Origin of the sequence: Chitinophaga sp. CCNWYY40 (assembly GCF_037483205.1) — a bacterium.
Classification (GTDB): Bacteria; Bacteroidota; Bacteroidia; order Chitinophagales; family Chitinophagaceae; genus Chitinophaga; species Chitinophaga ginsengisegetis.
In genome coordinates this window covers 478,480-502,786 of the sequence record NZ_JBBHLF010000003.1, presented here as the reverse complement: position 1 = coordinate 502,786, position 24,307 = coordinate 478,480, and the positions used below count along the sequence as shown (strand labels likewise).

At 48.1% G+C, this 24,307-nt stretch carries 20 protein-coding genes; 15 read left to right on the top strand and 5 right to left on the bottom strand.

The genetic code is table 11. The features are described from left to right. Positions 1-30: 30 nt before the first annotated feature. The gene (locus V7S65_RS12510; protein ID WP_336386894.1) at positions 31-597 is read right to left on the bottom strand and encodes a DUF1579 domain-containing protein; all 567 of its coding nucleotides are present in this window, start codon (positions 595-597) and stop codon (positions 31-33) included. Between the two features lie 154 nt (positions 598-751). Here V7S65_RS12510 and V7S65_RS12505 point away from each other — a divergent pair, with 154 nt between their 5' ends. From V7S65_RS12505 to V7S65_RS12485, 5 genes are all read left to right on the top strand, one after another. Continuing rightward, on the top strand, positions 752-3,088 hold the full coding sequence (locus V7S65_RS12505) for a GAF domain-containing protein (protein ID WP_079470202.1): 2,337 nt from the start codon (positions 752-754) through the stop codon (positions 3,086-3,088). 108 nt (positions 3,089-3,196) lie between these two features. Further along, positions 3,197-4,615 carry a phytoene desaturase family protein gene (locus tag V7S65_RS12500; RefSeq protein ID WP_336386895.1) on the top strand — a complete coding sequence of 473 codons (1,419 nt, stop codon included), beginning with the start codon at positions 3,197-3,199 and terminating at the stop codon, positions 4,613-4,615. A gap of 28 nt (positions 4,616-4,643) precedes the next feature. Then, positions 4,644-5,897 carry a YeiH family protein gene (locus tag V7S65_RS12495; RefSeq protein ID WP_336386896.1) on the top strand — a complete coding sequence of 418 codons (1,254 nt, stop codon included), beginning with the start codon at positions 4,644-4,646 and terminating at the stop codon, positions 5,895-5,897. Positions 5,898-5,933: 36 nt separating this feature from the next. Then, positions 5,934-7,598 carry a hypothetical protein gene (locus V7S65_RS12490; protein WP_336386897.1) on the top strand — a complete coding sequence of 555 codons (1,665 nt, stop codon included), beginning with the start codon at positions 5,934-5,936 and terminating at the stop codon, positions 7,596-7,598. Positions 7,599-7,625: 27 nt separating this feature from the next. Further along, positions 7,626-9,281 (top strand): hypothetical protein, encoded by a 1,656-nt coding sequence (locus V7S65_RS12485; protein WP_336386898.1) that lies wholly within the window; start codon positions 7,626-7,628, stop codon positions 9,279-9,281. On the opposite strand, the gene V7S65_RS12480 is transcribed toward V7S65_RS12485, so the two are convergent. Next, on the bottom strand, positions 9,278-11,776 hold the full coding sequence (locus tag V7S65_RS12480) for an Hsp70 family protein (protein ID WP_336386899.1): 2,499 nt from the start codon (positions 11,774-11,776) through the stop codon (positions 9,278-9,280). The two genes, V7S65_RS12485 and V7S65_RS12480, sit on opposite strands and share 4 nt — an antisense overlap. 4 nt (positions 11,777-11,780) lie before the next feature. Next, on the bottom strand, positions 11,781-12,104 hold the full coding sequence (locus V7S65_RS12475; protein ID WP_079470196.1) for a hypothetical protein: 324 nt from the start codon (positions 12,102-12,104) through the stop codon (positions 11,781-11,783). Between the two features lie 99 nt (positions 12,105-12,203). Between V7S65_RS12475 and V7S65_RS12470 the strand changes: the two genes are divergently transcribed. From V7S65_RS12470 to V7S65_RS12450, 5 genes are all read left to right on the top strand, one after another. Continuing rightward, on the top strand, positions 12,204-12,656 hold the full coding sequence (locus tag V7S65_RS12470) for a DUF1801 domain-containing protein (protein ID WP_336386900.1): 453 nt from the start codon (positions 12,204-12,206) through the stop codon (positions 12,654-12,656). Positions 12,657-12,784: 128 nt separating this feature from the next. Further along, positions 12,785-13,129 carry a hypothetical protein gene (locus tag V7S65_RS12465; RefSeq protein WP_336386901.1) on the top strand — a complete coding sequence of 115 codons (345 nt, stop codon included), beginning with the start codon at positions 12,785-12,787 and terminating at the stop codon, positions 13,127-13,129. Positions 13,130-13,694: 565 nt separating this feature from the next. Further along, the gene (locus V7S65_RS12460) at positions 13,695-14,552 is read left to right on the top strand and encodes a sugar phosphate isomerase/epimerase family protein (RefSeq protein WP_079470194.1); all 858 of its coding nucleotides are present in this window, start codon (positions 13,695-13,697) and stop codon (positions 14,550-14,552) included. Positions 14,553-14,579: 27 nt separating this feature from the next. Then, the gene (locus V7S65_RS12455; RefSeq protein WP_079470193.1) at positions 14,580-15,944 is read left to right on the top strand and encodes a Gfo/Idh/MocA family protein; all 1,365 of its coding nucleotides are present in this window, start codon (positions 14,580-14,582) and stop codon (positions 15,942-15,944) included. Positions 15,945-16,117: 173 nt separating this feature from the next. After that, on the top strand, positions 16,118-17,554 hold the full coding sequence (locus V7S65_RS12450) for an arylsulfatase (protein ID WP_336386902.1): 1,437 nt from the start codon (positions 16,118-16,120) through the stop codon (positions 17,552-17,554). Between the two features lie 8 nt (positions 17,555-17,562). Here the strand turns inward: V7S65_RS12450 and V7S65_RS12445 are convergent, their stop codons facing one another. After that, positions 17,563-18,552, bottom strand: a complete 990-nt coding sequence (locus tag V7S65_RS12445; protein ID WP_079470192.1) for an aldo/keto reductase — start codon at positions 18,550-18,552, stop codon at positions 17,563-17,565. A gap of 135 nt (positions 18,553-18,687) precedes the next feature. Here V7S65_RS12445 and V7S65_RS12440 point away from each other — a divergent pair, with 135 nt between their 5' ends. From V7S65_RS12440 to V7S65_RS12420, 5 genes are all read left to right on the top strand, one after another. Next, positions 18,688-19,593: a helix-turn-helix domain-containing protein gene (locus V7S65_RS12440; protein ID WP_336386903.1), complete on the top strand. Its 906-nt coding sequence runs from the start codon at positions 18,688-18,690 to the stop codon at positions 19,591-19,593. Positions 19,594-19,650: 57 nt separating this feature from the next. Next, positions 19,651-20,079, top strand: coding sequence for an SRPBCC family protein (locus V7S65_RS12435; protein WP_336386904.1), 429 nt, complete (start codon positions 19,651-19,653; stop codon positions 20,077-20,079). A gap of 294 nt (positions 20,080-20,373) precedes the next feature. After that, positions 20,374-21,420 (top strand): type II asparaginase, encoded by a 1,047-nt coding sequence (locus V7S65_RS12430; protein WP_079470189.1) that lies wholly within the window; start codon positions 20,374-20,376, stop codon positions 21,418-21,420. 18 nt (positions 21,421-21,438) lie between these two features. After that, positions 21,439-23,082: an aspartate 4-decarboxylase gene (aspD, locus tag V7S65_RS12425; protein ID WP_079470188.1), complete on the top strand. Its 1,644-nt coding sequence runs from the start codon at positions 21,439-21,441 to the stop codon at positions 23,080-23,082. Positions 23,083-23,185: 103 nt separating this feature from the next. Beyond that, on the top strand, positions 23,186-23,752 hold the full coding sequence (locus tag V7S65_RS12420) for a YceI family protein (RefSeq protein WP_339545790.1): 567 nt from the start codon (positions 23,186-23,188) through the stop codon (positions 23,750-23,752). Positions 23,753-23,835: 83 nt separating this feature from the next. Here the strand turns inward: V7S65_RS12420 and V7S65_RS12415 are convergent, their stop codons facing one another. Further along, a complete protein-coding gene (locus V7S65_RS12415; protein ID WP_079470186.1) occupies positions 23,836-24,276 on the bottom strand; it encodes a carboxymuconolactone decarboxylase family protein in 441 nt (146 codons plus the stop codon). Positions 24,277-24,307: the final 31 nt, after the last annotated feature.

Below are 24,307 nucleotides of genomic sequence, written 5' to 3'. Positions count from 1 at the left end.
CGGAAGCTGGTTCCCCTGCAAAACCTGGTGTTATTTGCGGGTGTATTTAATCTCCATGTCTTTTGTTTCTTTTCCATCTACTGTTTTGTACATTTCCATCGTGTGATGGTCTTTATCCTGCCATTTCATTACCTGGCGGATATTGTGTTCTTTGCCGGTTGTGGGGTCCAGCCCTTTGCCGGTAAGTTCCAGTCCGTCGCCGTTAGGTTTCCCTTCCATCATGGTGATCCCGGTGCCCATGTTGTCTACCCAGGTGGTGATGTAGATTTTCTTTGCATTGTCATACGCCATAGTACTGATGCCTTCGAAGTCCATGCCCATCATATTGGCGGTGTAACGGCCTTCGCAATAGCGGCCGCCCAGGATCATTTTGTAAGCGGCGGTGCCCATTGATTTGGTAGGTGGGGCATCTGGCTTTTCCCAGAAGGTCATGTCGGCTGTCCATTCGCCATCCATTTGTGCCATTTTCTGGTGTGCGGGGCCTGGTGTCATGTAGTCTGTCCATGCTTTCATCATAGCGGCAGAGTCTTGCTGAGCAAAGGTTGCGGAGTTAATTAACAGGCATAACGCAGCTGTTAACAGGTAAATTGTTTTCATGATTTGCAGCTGTTTAAGAGATGTTTGTATCGGGGTGAAATTACAGGACAACAAGATAAGATATTTATTGCTTTCCGCCATCGCATGCGTGTTACACCTCGTAAATAGCCGGGATTTCCCCTACCTTTGATCCTGAAAAAGAATATTCCCCTTTATGCAAACAACCATATTGGATGTGTCAGGAAAAAAGGCGCAGCCACTGGCCATAGATGCAGCCATTTCCTTTGAATCATTTATATCCTATCTGAAGCAGCGGATCGGGGAAGAACCAACGGTGAAAGCCCGGTTGTATAAAGAAGCGCTGACCGCATTTGAAGCGTCGGATATTGGCCGGCGGGATATCCCCCTGGAAGAAACGTCTCAGTATTCCGACCTGCTGGAGTATGTATATGCCTGTCTTTCTCCCGCCATGAGCCCGGAGCATCAGCTGGCCTGGGGACTCAGCTTCCCGTTCCTGCCCACTACTTTTTACGGCACCGACCTGATCTATCAACTGCTTGCAAATAATTCGCCGGAGTATAATTACGAAGTAACCCGTACACCGGCTGATTATCACCGGGAGCGGCTGCAGCTGGTGTATTCACTGATCCTGCAACGATTGTATAATTTCCAGGCGCCGGTAAAAACGGAGCAACACCATGCAGGGGTGAATACGGCTACGGGTTTGCTGCAATATTATGCGGTGGCCATCAGCACCGACTTTGTTGAGGTGACGGCAAAAGGGGAGCTGCCGGACATTGATTTTGTGCAGTTGTACACGCATTTCAGTGAAGGAGGCGGGGTGGAAATACTGGAGGAAATGATGCCGCTGGACCTGTTCCGTTTCCGTGGATTTTGTGTGATCACCGTAACAGATGTTACAGCGGAAAAAGCGGTGGAAAATATTTCGGGTATGCGGCTGTCGCGTACAACGCTGATAGATGAAAAGAATTACGAGCGGGTGATCTTATCGCTTAAATCGCTGGTGCGCGACACCCGGATTGAATTCGACCTGTTTCCTTTCCTGCGGGTAAATGATAACCCGGTGTATAGTTTTGAAAAGGGTGGCACCGGTGTATTGTTTGCTGTTTGGGGAGAAAGCCGCTTGTCGCCGGAAGAGTTCAGCCGGAATGCGAAAGCATTTATGTCTAAACCCCTCTTCTTTTTTTCCGGAGATATCGGGAAAGAAACGCGGAAGGAATATGCGTTCCTGGAATATTTCCGAGAGCAGGGGGTAAAATCACTGGCCATTATGCCCATTTTCTTTATGGGCGAACCGGTGGGGGCATTTGCAGTACATACCTGGAGCGATCATTCGTTCGACGAAAAAACGTTATCACTGCTGGAACCTGCCATAGGAGCAATAGGCCAGCTGTTGCAGATTTATATAGAAGAATTTAACGGGGAGATAGAAAAGGTGATCAAGGAGAAATTTACTTCCATACAACCCGCGGTGCAATGGAAATTTAACGAAGCCGCCTGGTATTACCTGTACCGGCTGAAAAAGAACCAGCCGGCTGTCATCAGTAATATCCTGTTCAAAGAAGTATACCCGTTGTATGGCGCCATTGATATCCGGAATTCTACTGTAGAAAGAAATAAAGCCATTATTGCCGACCTGGATAGTCATTTAAGCATCCTTGCCAATACATTGGATGTGCTGCGTAAGTACCAGCAGAATGACCTGCTGCAGGAAATGATTTATCATTGCCAGCGGTGGCAGCAAGCCCTGTTGCATCAGCAGCTGAGTCCTTCCGATGAAAACGCGCTGAACAGGTTCCTGGAAGAAGAATCGGTGAGTTATCTGCAGCATATAGCGGCGCAATACCCCAACACCCGTGAAACCATTAATACCTGCCTGGAAAGCATGGCCGGTAATGTGAACAAAGATGCGCTGGAAATATCTATGCAGCTCATCACCCAGGCCGCGAATGGCTACCTGGAATCGGAGAAAGCCAGGTTACAGGAATCCTATCCCTGTTATTTTGAAAAGTTCAGAACGGATGGCGTGGAGTATGATATTTATATTGGTCAGTCTATTGCACCGGACCGGCCCTTTAATCACTTCCATCTCAAAAACCTCCGGTTATGGCAGTTGTCTTCTATGGTGGCCATTACAAAGCTTACCCACTCGCTGATTGCGCAGATGGAAAAAGAGTTGTTTACCACCCAGCTTATTTTTGTGCATAACCATCCTATTGATATCAGCTTCCGCGCAGATGAACGGAAGTTTGATGTAGAGGGCGCATATAATATCCGTTACCAGATGATTAAGAAGCGGATCGATAAAGTACATATCCGGAACACCGAAGAACGGTTAACCCAGCCCGATAAAATTGCGTTGATCTATTCCGACAGGGACGATGTGGACGATTACCTGCCGTTTATCCGTTATTTACAGGATACCGGTGTGCTGCACCCGGAGCTGGAAGAGCTGGAACTGGAAGACCTGCAGGGCCTCAGCGGTTTGAAAGCGCTGCGCCTGGCCGTAGTAGTGGAGGAGGCGAAATAAAATATTATCTTTCTCAAAAATAATTTGCATTCCCGTTAATAGTATACTAAGTTTGTAGACTAATAAATCAGCGCGGGGGTATGATCTCTCAACCGCGGCAAGCAGCTCATGGAGAAAAAAGATTACGATGTAATAGTGGTAGGGTCCGGACCCAATGGCCTGTCTGCCGCCATCAGGCTGCAACAGCAGGGGGTATCGGTGTTGCTGCTGGAAGCAAAGGATATCATTGGCGGGGGAATGCGTACTGCAGAACTTACGTTGCCGGGGTTTTACCACGACGTATGTTCGGCGGTGCATCCCATGGCGATGGGATCTCCTTTTTTTTCCAAACTGCCGCTGGCGGATTACGGATTGGAGTTTGCCTATTCCCCGCTGGAAGCAGCCCATCCGTTTGATGATGGCACAGCAGCCTTCCTGGCGCGTTCGCTGGACGATACCGCCCGCGCGCTGGGGGCAGATGGAAAAGTGTACCGGGAGCTGATAAAACCGGTGGCAGACAATTGGGAAGCAGTGGCGGAAGATAGCCTGGGGCCTTTTTCCTTTCCACGGCATCCTTTGATCATGGCACGTTTTGGACTGAATGCGCTGCGGTCTGCATCGGCTGTTGCCAACAGGTTTTCCACTACCGCAGCGCGGGGTTTATGGGCCGGTATGACGGCACACTCCATACAACCCTTAACCAACGTGGCTTCTGCGGCCATCGGCATTGTATTGTCTGCGGTAGGCCACCGCTACGGATGGCCGGTTCCAAAAGGCGGTTCACAGGCTATCGGCCATGCGCTGGCGCAATACTTTATTTCACTCGGCGGACAAATTCAGACAGGCGTACGCGTTAGTTCGCTCTCGCAACTGCCATCGCATCATGCAGTGGTTTTTGATCTCACGCCAAAACAATTACTCACCATTGCCGGTGATCAGTTTTCACCTTATTATAAACGGCAGCTGTCCCGCTACCGCTACGGTCCGGGCGTGTTTAAAATGGACTGGGCATTAAGCGGCCCCATTCCTTTCACCGCACCGGAATGCAGGCAGGCCATCACAGTACACCTGGGTGGCACCTTTGAAGAAATTGCCTTATCGGAGCAACAGGCATACGATGGAAAGATCTGTAAGGCGCCGTATGTATTGCTGTCGCAGCAAAGCCTGTTTGATCACAGGGCGCCTGCCGGAAAACATACCGCCTGGGCCTATTGCCACGTGCCTAACGGCAGCGATGCGGACATGACCCAGATCATAGAGCAGCAGATAGAACGCTTTGCACCGGGGTTCCGCGACCTGATCCTGGCAAAACACACCATGAATGCACAACAGATGGAAATATATAATCCAAACTATGTAGGGGGCGATATCAATGGCGGCATCATTGACATCAGGCAGTTGTACACCCGTCCTGCCTGTCGCATTTCTCCCTACCGTACCTCTGCCAAAGGAATCTATATCTGTTCTTCCGCCACACCGCCGGGAGGCGGCGTTCATGGCATGTGCGGATACCATGCTGCCAACACCGTGCTGAAAGATATTTTTTAAACCGTCACTATCTTAATGAAAAAAAAATATGCCTGAAGTTAAGTCTTATTTACAGGAAGATTGGGCCATTGTTGTACTGGGGTTCCTGATCATCCTGCTATCGCTGGCCGGAGTACACGTTGCTTTACCGGATTACAAATGGAGCACCACCGGTGACCTTACCACAAAAGTATTGACCGGCGCCAACTTTTTAAAAATAGGCGCACAGTTTATTTACGTGTTGCTGGTGGCCCTGCTGGGATCCTTTCTTACCGGCAGATCATTAAAAAATACCCTGCTGGTATTCCCGGTAGTGTTTATATTAACCACACTGGCGCTGATTGTAGCGGGTAACGCTGCGTTAAATGAACTGGGACTGGAAGCGGTTATCTTCAGCCTGATCATTGGCTTGCTGATCGGTAACCTGTTTAAATTACCCACCTGGTTCCGCGAAGCGCTTACCTCGGAGTTTTTTGTGAAAATAGGTTTGGTATTGCTCGGTACTACCGTTATTTTTTCAGATGTACTGAAAGCCGGTTCCCTGGGACTGATACAGGCATTGGTAGTAGTTCTTTCCGTGTGGTATTTCTCTTATTGGGTATGTAAGCAACTGAAGATAGATAAAGAGCTGACCATGATGTTATCGAGCGCAGTATCTATTTGTGGGGTATCTGCAGCCATCGCTACTTCCGGCGCTATTAAGGGAGATTCAAAGAAATTGTCGCTGGTGATTTCGCTGGTATTGATCACCGCTATCCCGATGATGATTTTTATGCCGATGATTGCCCATCATTTCCAGTTCCCGGAAGAAGTAACCGGTGCGTGGCTGGGAGGTAGTATAGACACTACCGGTGCGGTGGTGGCCTCCGGATCGCTGGTAGGTGAAACCGCACTGAAGATCAGCACCATCGTGAAATTTTCGCAGAATGTGTTGCTGGGTATCGCGGCCTTTGCTATATCGGTATACTGGACTTACACCAAACATCCGAATGCGGCTGATAAAGAGCAGAAGCCCACGCTGAAAGTGATCTGGGATAGATTTCCAAAATTCGTGATCGGCTTTATCATTGCTTCGCTGGTATTTTCATTTTTATTGTCGCCCGCAGCTATTGCACCGGTGAAGGGATCGCTGAAAAGTTTACAGGGGTTGTGGTTTGCGCTGGCATTTACCAGCATCGGGCTGGAAACAAATTTCAAGGACCTGATCGGCACAGAAAGCAGGAAACCCGTGTATGCGTTCCTGATAGCCCAAACGTTTAACGTAATTGTTACACTGATATTGGCTTACCTGCTGTTTTCCTGACCCGGCTGATTACTTTTTTTAGTATTTTGCCGGTATATGAAATACCTGAATCCCTTTGCTTTCCTGGAGAAGATGAATGGCGGGCCCGTATCAGCGGAGGATGCTGCCGCAGTATCCCTTCTCCGGAAAAAAATGATGGCAGAGCTGGAATTATCGGAAGAAAAGGTATTACGCGTAGGTGCGCAATGGTTCAGTAAAAACGACCTGCTGCTTTTTTTTGACGAACTGCAGTCGCCCGGCAAATTACACTTACATCAACAGATCAATGAAGATAACGTCCTGTCGGCTTTCCTGGAAACGGGCAAGCTGACGGGACTTTTTAATAATAACCCGCTTTACAGCACGCCTGTCTTCCTCACTTTTATAGCACCCTTTTACGAGCCGGTGTTTACCACGGCGGTGCTCAATAGCCTGAAACAGCAGCAGGCGGCGGCACTACAGCAATTGTATGCCAATCCGCTGTTGATGGATGGCGAACACCTGAACCGGAGTTATGATAAAATATTCCGCGCATTGCAGGAATCCTATAAAATACTGGAAGCCGCAGAAAAGGGCAGGAGAGCAGATCCTGGCTCCAGGTGGCGGGAAGCCGCTCCATATGTGAATTTGCAGCAGGTACAGGCGCTGAATGCGTTGCCGGATATTTTCCAGGAGTTCCGGAATGACTATGGTATCCTGATGATCAACTTTGCACTGGCGCTGGATGGTACCCGCGAAAATAAAAAGGCGCTGGAAATCCTGCATGCCGTAAACACATTGAAATGCGGTGCGTATGTGAGAGAAGAAACACACCGGTATCTTCAGCAACTGGAAGAAAAGGCCGCCAGCCGCAAATCGTTGCTGGGCAGGTTTTTCGGGAACGGATATAAAACCCGGCAACAGCGCCGGAAACTGGTGCGTGATGTATTGCTGAAAGGAGGAATTGCGCTTGGCATTATCGTAGCCATTTTCATCGGTGCCCGCTTTGAACAGGAATATACGCCCCGCATAAAAGTCCGCGAAAGTGAGCACAGTATTTTTATGGGCGCCCGTACTTCGCTGACTATGCAATACCTCTTATCGCAGCTACTGATGGATACAGAAAAACGGGCGAAGAAGCTGTTAAAGAGCCCTAAGCTGCCATCTCCGGCCACCGGGGCAGATGTGTATGGCGCTGATTTTATGAAGGCCGTACGTATGCAGGGAGGTTATGGCGCCGGCTTTGTACGTCCGCCTTTTGGCCGGTCGCGGAAGTGGGGGCCGGAAGACAGCTCCTGGAACGATGCCGCACACCGGCAAAGCATGCAGGTGGTTAACCGTCAGGATGGCGCACTGATTACAATGGTGCAAACGCCCGATTCTTTTTACTCGTGTTACATAGCGCCGTTCGACAGCGCCTTTGTGCCCCTGCCGCTTTCAATAAGCAGGGTATATTTTTATGCCGGTGTAGGCTGGGACCCGGACTGGAAGGCGGAATATGCCATGGAATACGTGCCATCTTATCGTGCCAGAGGTTTTTTCCTTATGCCGGTGTATGATGCGTTGTCGTTTCTGAAAACGTCGTGTCTGCAACTCAACCTGGACAGTAGCTACTGGCAACACTCCAACCGTTATATCCCGGTAGAAGTTTTCTTATCCCAAAAGAACCAGCTGCAGCAGGAGCTCCAACTCCGGCAGCTAACCAATAATTTCAATGGGGTGGACCTGATTCCGGTGGAGTAGCCACTTTTTTATTTATTTTGCTCTCTTATGAAGTATGTGAATCCCGTTAGTTTCCTGGAGACAGTTCATGGTGGACCCGTAGATACGGAGAATACTGCTGCGTTATCCCTTCTCCGGAAAAAAATGCTGGCAGAACTGGAACTGTCGGATGACAAGCAATTCAAAATAAATCAATGGACATTCGATAAGCACCAGCTGTTACAGTTTTTCGACAAGCTGACAGCAGGCAACGAGCTGCGCTATCATGCACAGATAGCGGCAGACCCGGTGCTGCTGCATTTCCTGGAAACCGGTGAAATCACCGGAAGGTTTGCGGATAGTCCTCTTTATAATGAGAATGGGTTTCTGAAATTTATATCTCCTTACTACGAGCCGCTATTTACTAATGCGGTATTGGATAGTTTGAAACATCAACGGTTGCAAAATACTTCCTATCTGTTTACGAATCCCTGGTTACTGGATGGAGAGCATACTACTACCAGCTATAGACGGATATTCCGTTATACCCAGGTGCTGGAGGAACACCTTAAAATTATTATCGGGAAACTGAGAAATGGCGTATTTATCCGGTGGAAGGACTTGTCAGTGTGGGCTAATATCACGCTGGTGCAACAGCTGAATATATTGCCGCGTGGGTTTCATGAATTTAGAAGTGACTATGGTATTTGCCTGATCAACGTGGGATTGGCTATATACCAGAAAGATTTTCAGAATGGGATGGCTATTCTTAATTTGGTGGAAAAGTTACAGACTACAGAGTATGTACAGGAGGAAAATAAGCGATGGAAGCAGCGGATACTGGAGCATAAAAAAGAGCAGCGTAAGAAGATGTCTTTATCGCAGCGGGTGGGATATTTTATAGGACCTCTTAAACCACGCTGGATAACTGAGGAGGGCGCTGGAGTATTGCTGATCCTTATATCAGTGTTCCTGTTTTTAACCTTTCTTACCAGCTTGCCGAAAAGAAAGCTGCAACCCAAAGCCGCAACTCAATCAGAATATTTTACAGATGCAATTACTTACGAACCTGTAAAATACCTCTTGTCTAATCTACAAACGGACTCTATATATCCTCTAAACAACAAAGACACCAACCAAACCCCCATAACAGGAGACGACGTATACGGCCCCGACTTTATGGCTGCATTGCAAAAACCGCTGTTTCCTAATACAACCGATCCCGCTGTGCTAAAAACAGTAAACGATCGTCTTAAAGACCGCAAACCGGGAGCAACCATCTCTGCACCAAAGTCGAATACCGCGCACCGGCAAAGCCTGCATCTCTACAACCGTTTGATCGTTCCTGCCATTGCCATGATCCAAACGCCCGATACTTTTTATTCCTGCTATATTGCGCCGGCGGACAGCGCTTATGTACCGCTGCAGCTCACCGTTAACCAGCTGTATGTATATGCAGGGCAGCTTTGGAATGGAAGTAAAGAAGCCAGGGCTCCGATGGACGATGCGCGTGCCTACCGGGTTAAAGGTTTCTTCCTGATGCCGTATAAAAATTCCAGGCAGTTCCTGAAAGAAAGCAGCCTGATTTTTAAGCTCGACCCCAATTACTGGGCTACCTCCGACCGGAATATCCCTATTGAAATCGGGCTTACTGATAGTACCAGTTTGTATTTCAACCTGCTGGAAAATAATGCAGCAGGAATAGAACTGGAAATAGGCAATTAACCGATCCCGGTTCCTTTCAGCTGATCGGTTTCTTTTTTGGTATCCGGCATGAGGTTGTACAGTTGATTCACGGCTACTTTCAGTTCTTCATAATTTTTCCGTTCCAGCGCTTTTTCCCCGATTTCCTTGAAGCGGGCGGCTGTTTGAGGATCGGTATAATCATCTGTACTTACGTTGGCGTAGTAGTAATACGCATTGATCCAGGTTTCGGGTTTGTTGCGTCTTATTTCCCAGCAAAGATCATTCAGCTCATCAATTTTTGCTTTGATGGCGTAGTAGCTTTGTGAAGAAAGACAGGCGCTTTCATCGGCGATGATCTTTTCAAAACGGATCATGCGGGCGCTGTCTTCTTCTTCCCGGATATTATACAAACAATATTCTTTCCTTTTAAAATAGAGTTCTGTAATTTCTACAATCAGCTGGTCTTTCCCGGTGCTGTCGAGATGTTGCGCGAGTTTACGTTTCTTTTCTTCCAGCTGATATTTTTCGTCGGTCACGTCGTCTGTGCTGAGCAATTCCAGGCGGTTGCTGATATGATCCAGATCCACCATGATATCCTGTACGGTTGCCGCGAGTTCATACTGCTGGCTTCTCCTGAATGATTTTATTTTTTCAGATGCGTTGAGGCGCAGCTGGCGGATATCGTCCAGTAGTTTACCGGTGTTGATTTTCCTGACCATGGGGTTGAATACTTCGGAGAATTCCTGTTCGTTCATGAGCAGTACTGCCCTCACGGAAAGGTCCCTGCTTTCGCTGATCTGTAAGGTAATTTCCACATCGGAGCCTTTCACGAGATCGGTGATGAGGTCGGTGCTTTTTATTTCGATCATGCCGAGGGGAACACAACTGCCGGGGATGGCATAGCGACTGCCTTCCAGCACGTTGATCAGGAGGCTGTCCTGGCTGGTGCGCAGGATTGTTTTCATCACTTCTTTGATAATCGTTTTCCTCAGCGGGAGGATGGCGTTTTTTTCAAAGATGAGTTCCAGTTTGGTGGTATTGTTTTCCAGGTCATCTATTTCAATACAGATATCGTTTGGCAGTGGTTGACCATGAATATTAAACTTGCCCTGCGAAATAGCGATAACGGGGGCTTGTACCGCCAGTTCGTTATGTGCGGCATCGAATACCAGAATATTAAATACATTGCTGGTATTTTCGGCCAGCAGCAGCATTTCAGAGATACGTTCCTGTAATGGTTTGATGCCGCTGTCGTAGCCACCGTCGGTGCGCACAATGCGATAGCTTAGTCCGGCTACAGGGCCGGTTACGATGGCGGTAAAGTATTCTTCCTTATCGGCGGTATTTTTCTGATAGGCTGTTTTAAACCGGATATCCGGCATGCCTGCGGCCAAAGGTTTGCTGGCGGCGGGGTTGGACTGGGTAATTGTTTTGGTGCCGGCATACCATGCAGCACCTGCGGCTACGGCAGTGGTGGGATCTACGCTGCAGTTAACGGGGATGCCCAGTTGTGCCGCGACCAGGTTTTTTACCAGCGGGATATACGTGCTGCCGCCAATCATCACTACCTCTTTGATATCGGCAGCAGTGAGGTGGTTACGGTCGATGATCTTTTTTACGAGATCAACGGAATACTGTATGTGGTCGTATATAACGGTTTCAAATTGTTCGCGGGTAATGGTGAGATAGATATCGTGCGGTTGGCCGGTGGCGTCGGTGATTTCAAATTCCATTTCCGCCGAAGGACTGGCAGTGAGCTGTATTTTTACTTCTTCTGCTTTTTTAAGCAGGATATGATACAGGGTATTATATTTCCCGCGTGCGCTGCGCATTTCGGTAAGCAGATCGGGAAGGGTGTGTTGTTGTTGCAGGGCGGGAATCACCAGTTGCTCTATGATGGCAATGTCGAAGTCCACACCTCCGAGATAGTTATCTCCTTCATGATCGGTAACGCGCATTTCGCCATCTACAATTTTTACGAGGGCCACATCAAAGGTGCCGCCGCCGAGGTCATACACCAGCCATTGTCCCTGGAGGGAGGTAGCGTTGGCCTGTTTGTTGGCAAAAGCGAGGCTGGCGGCAATGGGTTCCTGCAGCAGCAGTACTTCGCTGAAGCCTGCATCGTTGCCTGCTTTTTTGGTAGCGTTCGACTGGATCGTATCAAAAGAAGCGGGGATAGTGATGATCACTGCTTCCGGTTTTTCGCCGGTATAGATAAAGTTTTTGAGTTCGCGGAGTACGAGGGCAGAAAGTTCTACCGGCGTTTTAAAGTCGCTCGTATTAGGTACAAGGAATGATTCCGATGTTCCCATTTTTCTTTTGAAAGAAGAGAACACATTTTCCGGATCTTTCTCTATCAGCTCCCTGGCTTTATCGCCAACAATGATCCTGTCTTTCCGGAAGGCCACCACCGAAGGCAGCGTTTCTTTCTGACCGAACGGGTTTTTGAAGATTTCCACGGCGCCGTTCTGGAACCTGGCGATCAGGGAATTGGTAGTGCCCAGGTCGATACCGAAATTAATTTGGTTGCTCATAGGTTTATTTTGCTGCGGCGATGACTACACCTTTTTGTAAAATGGATTTTTGTCCTCCGTTTGTATAATATACCACCGGCTTGATCACATTTACTATTTCCATGTCCGGCGACATTTCGCCGGTGATGCTGGCTTCGTAATCCACCCGTGTTTCCCGGTAAGGTTCGCCCAGTGGGTTGAGGATGGTATAACCTGCTTCTTCAAAATGTTGTTTGATCCGGTCTATATTACGTTGCAGGGATAGCAGCTCCGGTTTGGCACTTGTTTTCTTGTCCAGTTCAAAAACCTGGTTGATGATCCGGATATGCAGGGTAGATAATGGGTCCATTATTCAAATGCTGGTCTAAGCAAATATATGGATAATTTAATCTGTTTTCCGGAAGTTACCGGGGCGTTTTATTTAACTTCATACTACAATCAGCTTCTTATGATATCCAAAGCCGCTACCCCTGATGAATATTTTGCTGCGTTGCCTCCCGGCCGCAAAGAAATACTCACCCGTTTGCGCCAGGTGTTGCAGGAACACATACCGGCCGGGTTCCGGGAAGAAATGAATTATGGTATGCCTGGCTTTGTGGTGCCGCACTCCCTGTATCCTTCCGGGTATCATGCAAACCCGGAACTGCCTTTGCCTTTTATCAGTATTGCATCGCAGAAAAATTATGTGTCTTTTTATCACATGGGGTTGTACGATCCGGAGTTGTTGGAATGGCTTACCACCCGTTGGATAGAAACAACCGGTAAGAAGCCGGATATGGGAAAAGGTTGTATCCGGTTTAAAAAAGCGACGGAGATACCATATGAGTTGCTGGGAGAACTGGCGGCAAAGATTACACCGGAAGCGTGGATTAAGCAGTATGAAAAAGAAGTAAAAAAGTAGGAAGATGCATATAGGAATTATCATCATCGTTGTGCTGATCGGGTTCTTGATTGTAAGGAACCGTAAAAACCATTTTTTTATTTACTGTTTGTCGGAATTTATAGGTATATTAATATAAAAAAAGAAAGATGAAGATTACCACCTCAAAAATACTTCCTTCCATTAACGAACTATCAGAAACCCTGAAGCAAAAGTTCTCCGGCAGGTATTCTTATGAGCTATTTGATTTTGGTAACAAGCAAAGTATTTTTGTGGAGAAATCTGCTTTTGTATCCATCCAGGTAACAAAAGAAGAAAACGAAATTGTGATAGAGAGAATGACTAAGCCATCTGTTCTCACAACAATATTCTTTTTACTGGACCTTATCACTACCGGTAGTGGCAATCTGCTGCACCGGCTTTTACCTTTTTATTCAGAACAGAGAAAGCTTGAACAGGAATTAAGTACTTTTTTAAAACAGGAGTATAATTAGTCAGCGCTTCTTTCTGCTTTCCTTCCCATATAAATTCAACATGCCTTTATTTCGTCAGGCTATTCCGATGAACCTAACATACAGGCTATGATTTGTTAATCGCTGCGTTCCTGCAGGTGTTTTACCAATCATAGCCTGTGTTGGTTTTTAGGCGGATAAAATTATTATTCTAGGCAGTCAATATAAGAAATGGCGTTAAAATACTATTAGCCTCAGGGACCTAAGTGTATGGGGAGTGTATGGGGAGTGTATTGTGAGTGTATGGGAACTGTATAGGGAGAGTATGGGGAGTGTATAGTGACTGTAGGGGGACTGTATAGGAACCGTATAGGGAATACGACGCATACACGACTCCTAAGTATCTGAGAAGTATCCGGGAAGTATCGGAGAAGTATGGAGGAAGTAATTCGTATAAAGCTCAAATCTTTCCTTTAAGGCTGAGCCTGGGGAAAATATGAAACGGTAACCCCCTGTTTTTCCGCCTGTCGTCTTTTTGTTTTGTTTTTCCGGAATTAGATATTATCTTAATGCTGTTCCGTTTTTCCACATAAACATACCAGACGTTATGAAAACTTGGTTGCTACTGCTTTTTTCTGTTATCTTCTCTCCATTTTTGCAATCGAATGCACAGTCGTTACCGGCTATTGGCATCTGCACTTCTTTTTCCAACGACAGTCTCGCTGCGGCCACCGGGTTTACTTTCCTGGAAGAAACGGTCCGCAAGATCCTGTCGCCCGCACTGAGCGAGGCGCAGTTCAGGGAACAGCTGCACGCCATCCGCAACAGCAAGTGCAAGATCCAGACTTGCAATGTATTTATCCCGGGAACCATGAAGCTAACCGGCAACGAAGTAAACGAAGCCAATGTGCTGGGATACGTGGACTCGGTGATGCAACGGGCAAAAATTGCAGGAGTAAAGCTCATTGTGCTGGGCAGCGGGGAAGCCCGGAAAATACCGGAAGGCGCCGACCGGGGAAAATGCAAACAACAGTTTATTCAACTATGTCGTAAAATGGCGGTGGTAGCTGCAAAGTACAATATCATCATCGCTATGGAAAACCTTAATGCCACGGAAACCAATTTTGTGAATACGCTGGCAGAAGGAAATGAGATCGTTACAGCCATACAGCATCCTAACTTCCGGCTTACTGCAGATATCTATCATATGCTGAAAGAGCATGAATCACCCGCCAGCATAGAAAATGCAAAGGCGGTACTGGTACATTGCCACATCGCGGAACGGGATAAACGCACACCGCCCGGTGTTGCCGGAGACGATTTCAGGCCCTATTTTGCCGCCCTGCATAAAATTGGATATACCGGTCGCATTATGATGGAATGTCGCTGGGACGACCCTGCCAGGCAGTATAAACCAGCATTTGATTACCTGGAAGGTCAACTGAAAGAAGCTTACGCCAAATAAACCACACACTATAAAAAACGCCTTTATATGTCTGAATCAAAAAAAACAAGACGGGAATTCCTGCAACAGTCGTTACTGGCAGGAGCCGGTATCACGATCAGTGCTATGGGAATGCCCGCCAGCAGCTATGCCCGCATCATGGGCGCCAACGACCGGGTAAATGTGGGATTGGTAGGATTTTCCGATCGTGCACGCCAGGCCCTGCTGCCATCTTTCTTTAACAATAACAAGGAACTGAACTTTGATCTGATCGCTGTATCTGATATATGGAACCGCCGCAGGGATGAAGGAAAAGCTTTCCTGCAACAGAAAACAGGCCATAACGTACAGGCATGTATGAATAATGATGAGCTGTATAATATCAAAGGACTGGATGCGGTATTCATCGCCTCCGCCGATTTTCAGCATGCTTATCATACCATTGAAGCGGTAAAGAATAAGTGCGATGTATACAGTGAAAAACCTTTCGCGGAAACAATGGAAGACGCCCGCAGCGCCCTCAAAGCCGTGAAAGACTCCGGCCGCATTATGCAGGTGGGTACGCAGCGCCGCAGCGGTCCGAGCTACCACTCCGCTGCCAACTTCATCCAACAGGGAAAATTTGGTCCTATTACGATGGTGGAAATGACCTGGAACGTAAATCAGCCAGGCCGCTGGCGCCGCCCGGACCTGGTAAAGTCCATCAAAGAATCGGATACCGACTGGAAACGCTTCCTGGCCGGCCGCCCGCAGGATAGCTGGGACCCGCGCAAGTACCTCGAATACCGCCTCTTCTGGCCTTATTCCTCCGGTATCTTCGGGCAGTGGATGACACACCAGATAGATACGGTGCATTGGTTCAGCGGGTTGAAACATCCACGCAGCGCAGTAGCTAATGGCGGCATTTATATGTGGAAAGATGGCCGCAAAAACCCGGATACTCTCACCGCCGTTTTCGACTACGGTCCGGAAAATGATCCTTCCAATGGCTTCCAGGTAATGTACAGCAGCCGTTTCCACAACTCTGCCGGTGGCACCAAAGAAATTTATTATTCCAACGGCGGCACTATTGATATGTCTACCAACAAAATAAGCGCTACCGGTGGCCTCACCGAAAAAGAAGCGCAGGAAATGGGCATGCACGCTAACCTGCTGACGCCTCAAACACTCAGCAACGAAGAAGCCGCTGCTACCAGCGCCAACACCGGCGGCGATCCGCTCACCAATGCGCATGTACGCAACTGGATGACGTGTGTGCGTGAACGTAAGCAACCCAATGCACCAATAGAAGCAGCCTACTCACACTCTATTGCACTCATCATGGGTAACGCGGCTTACCGCACCGGCATGAAAGCCACCTTCGATGAAGCAACACAGGAAGTGATGGTAGGAGGTAAAGTATTTAAAATGTAAAAACATGTAGTTAAGCGGAGGGAGACAATCCCTCCGCTTAAACAAATTCAGTGCAGGCCCCACCCGCTACTGCCGGATACCCTGCTTTGCTACCAGCGCCGTGGTCGTAAAAAGACCGGAATACTTTTGTATTTTGGACCAGCGAAGTAATTGCAAGGTATAGCACAATGAACATGAAAATTTTTAACACACTACTGCCTGTTGCAGCAGGGCTCACCCTGTTAACCGCACCAGTGGCGGCACAGCAAAAAAAGGCGACTCCTCCCAATATTGTTTTTATTCTTGCGGACGACCTGGGTTATGGCGACCTGAGTGCATATGGTCAGCGTAAATTCAGCACGCCTCACATCGATCAGCTGGCAAAGCAGGGCATGCGGTTTACACAATTCTACGCCGGTACATCCGTATGCGCACCTTCCCGCGCATCGCTGGTAACCGGGCTGCATACAGGACATACCTTTATCAGGGGCAACAAGGAGATCCAACCGGAAGGACAACAACCTATAGCCGACACCGTTACAACCGTGATGGAAGTGCTGAAAAAAGCCGGGTATACTTCCGGTATCTTCGGTAAGTGGGGACTGGGCCCGGTTGGCTCGGAAGGCGATCCGCTGAAGCAGGGAGCCGACCGTTTTTATGGTTATAACTGCCAGCGCGAATCGCACCGCTTTTTTCCAACACACCTGTGGGACAACAATACCAAAGTGGTGCTGGAACAAAACGGCCAGCTGGAACATATGAACACCTATGCACCGGACCTTATCCAGCAACAGGCGCTCCGCTTCCTGGACGACAATAAAAACAAACCTTTCTTTTTATATCTCACCTACACCCTGCCACATGCGGAGCTGCAGGTACCGGATGATAGCCTCTTTCAGCATTTTAAAGGCAAATTTGAAGAGAAGCCCTATAAAGGCAACGACTACGGCCCAAACGCCACTGTGCCTGGCTATGCCTCCCAGCAATATCCGCATGCTACTTTTGCCACAATGGTTACCCGGCTGGATAACTACGTAGGGCAGGTGATGGCGCGTTTAAAAGAACTGGGCTTAGATAAAAATACCCTGGTGATTTTCACCAGCGATAACGGCCCGCATAAAGAAGGCGGCGCCGATCCGGCTTTCTTCAACAGCAGCGGAGGTTTCCGCGGGGTTAAACGCGACCTGTATGAAGGCGGTATCCGCGAACCGTTTATTGCACGCTGGCCCGGTAAAATCAAAGCCGGCAGCACCAACAGTTTCCAGGGCGCATTCTGGGACATTATGCCTACACTGGCGCAGCTCACCAACGCACCGGCCGTACCTTATACAGATGGCGTGTCGCTATTACCTGCGCTTACAAACGGGAAAGGACAGCAGCAACATAATTATCTCTATTGGGAATTCCATGAAGACGGTGGCCGTCAGGCTGTGCGGGAGGGAAACTGGAAAGCGGTGCGCTTGCACGCAGCGCAACACCCCGATGGGCCTGTGGAACTCTATGATCTTTCCACAGACCCGGGAGAAACAAAGAATATGGCAGCAGCCCGTCCGGATATTGCGCGCAGACTGGCTGCCCATATGAAGGAGGCGCATGTGGAAACCGCGTTGTTCCCCTTCCAGGAAAAGTAGCGGAACGCTTAACTCTTATCCACCAGTTTGTTCATTGCTTCAGTATACCGTTCCCCGGTGTTGGGATATTTCTGCAGCAATTCTTCCAGGTTTTGCAGATCAGCAGCTGTTAAATCTACATCCACTGCACCGGCGTTATCCAGCAGGTATTTTCTCCTTTTGGTGCCGGGAATAGGAATGATATTTTCGCCCTGTGCCAGCACCCATGCCAATGCCAGTTGTGCAGTGGTACAGTTTTTACCGGCAGCCAGTTCCGCAAACCCGGCGGCCAGCAGGCGGTTGTTTTCCGCATGTTCGCCCTGGTAACGGGGGAGTGATTTGCGGAAATCGTTGTCAGCAAGATTGGCAATATCAAGGTCATTGGTCACCAGGCCGCGTGCAAGCGGACTGAATGGCACAAAGCTGATGCCCAGTTCCTTGCACGCCGGCAGGATCTCTTTCTCCACGTCTCTTGTCAGCAGCGAGTATTCGCTTTGCAATGCGCTGATAGGATGTACGGCATGCGCTTTACGCAAAGTGGTAGCCGACGCCTCGGAGAGGCCGAGGTAGCGTACCTTTCCTTCCTTCACCAGTTCGGCCATAGCGCCTACCATTTCTTCCACCGGCACATTCGGGTCGATACGGTGTGCATAATATAAATCAATCACATCCGTTTGCAATCTCTTTAAGCTGGCTTCCACGGCCTTTCTCATGTAGGCGGGTGAACCATCGAATTGTATGGCACCGGGCGAAGCAGGAGAAGAAGTAAAGCCAAATTTGGTGGCAATAAATATCTTGCTGCGGTTAGGCTTTAATACTTTGGCGATCAGTTCTTCATTTTTGCCGGCAGCATACACATCCGCTGTATCCCAGAAATTGATCCCGATTTCCAGGGCCTTTTCCAGGGTGGCAATGGATTCCACGTCGTCCGGCGTGCCGTAGGCATAGCTCATACCCATGCAGCCCAGTCCAATGGCTGACAATTGCACGTCTGTTGTTCCTAATGTTCTGTACTTCATATGATGTAATTTCGGGTTGGTGGTAATTCAAAGGGGCAAAGATAAGCGGCGTAATACCTGCATACTTGTAGTTATTACAGTATTAATTGTGCAAATCAAAGATACCCCGTAATATTCGTATTTTTAGGACCCATTATGAACCACGATAAACAACATCAGTTAGTTACCGCATTCAGCGTTACCGATATCACAGACTGGTTTTGTGATGATATCCGCTTAACGCATACTGTTTCCCGTTATACAAAACCCGATAAGATACACGCCAGCAACGATACCGATGTGGTACGCCTGCATTTCGGTATGAAAGGCGACTATGCGTTTTCGTATAAACAACTGGACCGTTCTTTTGACCTGATCGGCGGGCATCACAACATCATGTACTCAAATGGCTTTGAGATTGAAATAACGCCCAAAGCCACAGAAATAGAAACATTCGGGATCCAGTTCTCCAAAAAACAATTCCTGGAATTTACTGAAAAGGGGAATGAACATCTGCAACGGTTTTGTGAAGCGGTGCTGAGTGGAAAAAGTGTATTGCTGTCTGAAAACTGGGGACCCATTGATGCCGGTATCCAACAGGTGATTGTGCAAATACTGAACTGCCGTTTTTCGGGACAGCTGAAGAAATTATTCCTCCTGTCGAAGAGTATTGAATTGCTGGTGCTATCGGCCGAAGCATATAATTATACCGCGAAGAAAGACATCTTTATAAAAAATAAAAAAGACAAAGAAAAGATCATTGCAGTAAGAGACCTGATCAACGACCGGCTCACTAACCCGCCCGGCCTGAGTGAAATAGCACAACTCGTAGGACTGAATGAATATAAACTCAAACGTGGTTTTAAAGAAACATTTAATTCCACGGTGTTTGATTATCTCACCGGGCAACGCCTGCAGCTGGCCAATCAATACCTGCAGGACACCCAGAAAACTTCTGCTGAAATAGCCTATGAGCTGGGCTATTCCACACCGCAACATTTTAATAATGCCTTTAAAAAGAAATTCGGGGTTACTCCCAATTCCGTTAGAATTAATCCGTAAAATGCAATCCGCCGGAACAGCGGTTGCTTAATATTGTACTATCAAAAACAATGTATTATGGACAAGCAGTTAAAACTTTCGGAAACCATCAGTATCAACGCCCCTGTTGCAAAAGTATGGGCCGCCATCACTGATAAGGCACTGATCAAAGAATATTTTTTTGGAACAGATGTTATCAGCGACTGGAAAGTGGGCAGCCCGGTGATCTGGTCCGGTGAATGGGAAGGAAAACACTACGAAGAAAAAGGTGAAGTACTGGCAGCGGAGCAGGATAAGAAATTGTCTTTCACTTACCTGAGTTCCGGTAAAGAAGATAAACCGGAGAATTATTCCGTTATCGTTTATACGTTGAACAGTAACGGCAATGGCGCTACCGGCTTTACCGTGAGCCAGGAAAATTTTGAAAACCAGGAAGCCTGCGATCATTCGCGCGATAACTGGCAGCAGGTGCTGGCCGGCCTGAAGAAGGTAGCGGAGAAAGCGTAAAGGATCGCCTTCGGCGATTGTCTTGGAGCAGGATTAGGCTGATTATACTGATTACACTGATTTTATTATATTTTGATTTTAAAAAGATTAGGGGAGATGAAAGCAGGTATATTCGCTTTCGTCTCCCCTAATCTTTTAATAAAAATCCCGGAAAATAAAATCAGTGTAATCAGTATAATCAGCCTAATCCTGCTCCAGGACAATTTCCATCGCCGAAGGCGATGTGAACAATCCGCAAACTTCCGGTGTTCTATTATCCTGACCATTCCACCAAACAATCTAAAGGTGTTACATATGAAAACCGTCTGTACTTTAATCATTGTATTATTTGTCTGTATCTCATCCATTGCCCAGAAACCCCGTGTGATCATCCTGGCCACCGGCGGCACTATTGCCGGCGAAGGCGCCTCCGCCGACAGGGCCGCTTACACAGCAGGCAAGGTGCCCATTGCATCTTTACTGAAAGCGGTACCGGGTATTGAGAAAATTGCAGCTATTACCGGCGAACAGATCGCCAACGTAGGCAGCCAGGATATGACCATTGATATCTGGATGAAGCTGAATAAGCGGATCAATGAAATATACGCCAATAATGAAGCAGATGGTATTGTGATCACACATGGTACCGACACACAGGAAGAAACCGCGTATTTTCTGAACCTCACTGAACGTACCGATAAGCCGGTGGTACTCACCGGCTCTATGCGCCCCTCCACCGCTATCAGTGCAGATGGTCCCAAAAATTTATTTGATGCTGTAACCGTGGCTGCCAGCCCCAAATCTGCCGGACGTGGCGTACTGCTGGTGTTTAATGAAAGTATTTTTGATGGCCGTGATGTATCGAAAGGGAATACTACCAAAGTAGATGCCTTCTATGCGCCCAACCTGGGGCCGCTGGGCCAGGTATACGATGGCCGGGTGGCCTACTACCAGAGCGCCATGCGGAAAGCAAATAAAGAAACGCCTTTTGATATTGCGGGTGTTACGTCATTGCCGAAAGTAGGCATCGCTTATATGTATGCCGATGCGGACCCGGTAGCCATTAACAACTTTGTAAAAGACGGGTACAAAGGAATTATCATTGCCGGTGTAGGCAACGGTAATTTCAACAAAGCATTTTACGACGCTATTGCGGAGGCGATAAAGAAAGGCGTGGTGGTGGTGCGTTCCAGTCATGTTGGCTCCGGCCGCGTTACCCAATATGATGAAGTAGACGACAAAACACTGGGCACCATTGTGAGCGATGACCTCAACCCGCAGAAAGCCAGGATCCTCCTGATGCTTGGACTTACCCAAACTTCAAACAGGGATATGTTGCAGAGTTACTTTTTCACCTATTGACCCGACAAACATTATTTTATGGGACTGTCTTATATCAAAACTACCGTTGCAGAACAACGTGCATTACAGAAATTAAGCCCTTTTGAACTGAAGGATACGCTGATTTCACTGGCACAACAAACCGCACAGAAAAGTATTGAGGTAATGTTGAATGCAGGGCGTGGTAATCCTAACTGGACGGCCTCCACACCACGGGAAGCCTTCTTCCTGCTGGGGCAATTCGGTATAGCGGAATGCCGCCGTAATATGCGGGAAGAGCATGGCTTTACCGGCGTGCCTGAAAAGAGCGGCATCGCCGACCGGTTCAAAAGTTTCCTGGCCCTGCATAAAGATGCTCCCGGCGCGGCGCTGCTGCAACAGGCATATTTATACGGACAAAATGTACACCAGTTTAACGATGATGCCTTTGTATTTGAACTGGCAGAAAGTGTGATCGGTAATGAATACCCGGTGCCTGGCCGCATGCTGGCACATATGGAGCCGATTGTGCATGATTATATTGTACAGGAGATGTGCGGCGGGGAAAAGTCGAAAGGTAAATTCGACCTGTTTGCCGTAGAAGGCGGCACGGCGGCGATGTGTTATATCTTCGATTCACTGATGCAGAACAAACTGCTGAAACAAGGATCAAAGATCGCTTTGATGGTGCCTGTTTTTACGCCCTACCTGGAAATACCGGAACTGGACCGCTACCAGTTTGAAGTGGTATATATTAACGCGAAGGGCGAAACCAAAGAAGGCCGGCATACCTGGCAGTACCCGGATGAGGAACTGGAAAAATTAAAGGACCCCGGCATCCGGGTGTTGTTTTGTGTAAACCCCAGTAACCCGCCATCGCGGGCCCTGGCGCCTGCAGCGTTGGATAAGCTGGCAAAGATTGTAAAGAAGGATAACCCTCATCTGATGATTGTAACGGATGATGTATACGGCACTTTTGTGAATGGCTTCCGGTCGTTGTTGTCAAAGATCCCCTACAACACAATCTGTGTATACTCTTTCTCCAAATATTTCGGTTGTACCGGCTGGCGTTTAGGCGTGATCGCTATTCATGAAGACAACATCTTTGATGAGCAGATTGCCGCCCTGCCTGCCGCTGCTAAAAAAGATCTGGCAAAGCGCTACAGTACCACTACATTGCACCCGGAAAAAATGAAGTTCATCGACCGCATGGTGGCGGATAGTCGACAGGTGGCGCTGAACCATACAGCTGGATTGTCGTTGCCGCAGCAAACACAAATGACTTTATTCAGCCTGTTTGCGCTGCTCGACAAAGAAAACAATTACAAACAGGTAGCGCAGGCGCTGGTGCATAAACGGCTGAAGTTATTGTGGGATAAGCTGGAACAGCCGCAGCTGGATGATCCGCTGAATACCGGGTATTATGCTGAAATAGATATTGCATCGTGGGCGTCGAAAATTTATGGAGATGATTTCCTGAAATGGTTGCAGAAAAAAATGCAGCCCACGGATATCCTTTTCCGGCTGGCGGAAAAAACGGCGATTGTATTATTGAATGGTGGCGGCTTTGCCGGTCCGGAATGGTCGGTAAGGGTATCGCTGGCCAATTTACCTACCGATGCGTATACATTGATAGGGGAAAGTCTTACTGAAATTATGCACGAATACGTGAGCGCCTACAAAGAAGAAACCGGCAAAAAATAGCTTTTTTTTCATAATGATAGATGTACAGCAGGTGGCATTGCAAGGGCTGCCTGCTGTTTTTTATGATTTGGTAATAAGCGGGGAATTAGCCAACTTAGCAGGTATGAAAGCACCCGCAAACGCACGGCGTATATGGTTGTTATGCCTCCTGGCATTTTGCAGTATTGCTGCACAGGCGCAGCACTATGTTCCTACAGACGCCGGTTCCAAAGTACAGTTTACCATTATCAATCACCTGATCTTTACTTCTACGGTGAATGGCTATTTCAAAGGATTGAAAGGGAGTATCCGTTTTGATCCGCGCGACCTGAAATCGTCGTCGATAGATGCGACCGTGGCTGTAAATACGATCAGCACCGGTATTGGTAAACGCGACAGGGACCTGCTGGAGGAGAAGTATTTTAATGCGGCAAAATATCCGGTGATGCGGATTGTTTCCACCGGCATTGCAGCTACGGATAAGCCCTCCACTTACCAGCTCACTGCGGCGCTTACCATCAAGGGAATTACGCGGACCATCACTTTCCCGTTTACGGCAGTGGTATCTGCTGAGGCGGTGCAACTGACCGGTAAGTTTACCATTAACCGGAAAGACTTCCAGGTGGGGCCAGACAATGCCATTGATGATAAGCTCACAGTAACGCTGAATGTACAGGCAAAAAAACAGTAACGGTGATACGCCGTGTGCCCGTACACGGGTATCATCCTCAGCTTCGCTGCGGGCAGTTTTTACAGATACCATATTGTTTGGTTTTATTGACCGGGAATGCGCCGGGTAGTGATCCCGATACGATCCCACGCATTAATAATATTGACTGCCATAATCAGTTGCGCAGTGCCATTCAGACCAAATGTGGCTAATGCTTTTTCATAGGTTTCATCGGTAAGTCCTTTCTCGCTGATAAGCGTAATTTCTTCCGTCATAGCCAGGATGATCCGCTCTTCTTCCGTGAACTGTGGTGATTCCCGCCATACCGGGAGCAGCAGCAGGCGTTGCGTGGTTTCGCCTGAGTTAAGTGCGTCTATACTATGTTTATTTACGCAAAAGGCGCAGCCGTTGATCTGCGAGGCGCGTATTCTTATCAGCTCATGATGGAGCGGAGCAATGCCGGTGGTAGCAAGATATTTTTCCAGCCCCAGCATAGCGGCGTAGGCGCCGGGTTCCGTTTCGTTCATCAAAAATCTGGTTGTCATCGTCAATTGTTTTGTATTAAAAATGATCCTG